1 protein-coding gene is annotated in these 372 nt (G+C 64.5%); it reads right to left on the bottom strand.

From position 1 onward, the window contains the following. A partial coding sequence (locus tag FLP08_RS17365; RefSeq protein WP_156278181.1) for an ATP cone domain-containing protein occupies positions 1–186 on the bottom strand: 186 nt, incomplete at its 3' end. Positions 187–372: the final 186 nt, after the last annotated feature.

A 372-nucleotide genomic window follows, 5' to 3' on the forward strand; every position in this document is an offset into this window, starting at 1 on the left:
GCCTTCCACGGCGAGGAACGCCTTGGTGATGGCCACGGTGATCTTGTCATCGGTATAGGGAACTACGGTGCCGTTGCGCTTGATCACGCGCAGCTGGCCCGGCGCGGTGGCGGCCAGATCCTGCGACGAATCGGCGGCCTGCGGCGCGCTGGCCTGCGGGTTCTCGCGTGTGGTGTCGGTATGCATGGGTGGGTATCTCCACGTTCTCGTAATGGTTTTGCTAGCGGGCGCCGGGGCGCCCATTCCCTTGAATCGATAAAGAGCCGGGCAGCCGGCCTCGCGGCGGCTGCTTCATTCGAATGCTGAGGGTGGGGACTGTGAGTGCCTCCCTGGCCCTGGCGGGTTCGTGGCGTTTTGCCGTCGAACACAATA

This window comes from Christiangramia aestuarii, from assembly GCF_009735585.1.
Classification (GTDB): domain Bacteria; phylum Bacteroidota; class Bacteroidia; order Flavobacteriales; family Flavobacteriaceae; genus Christiangramia; species Christiangramia aestuarii.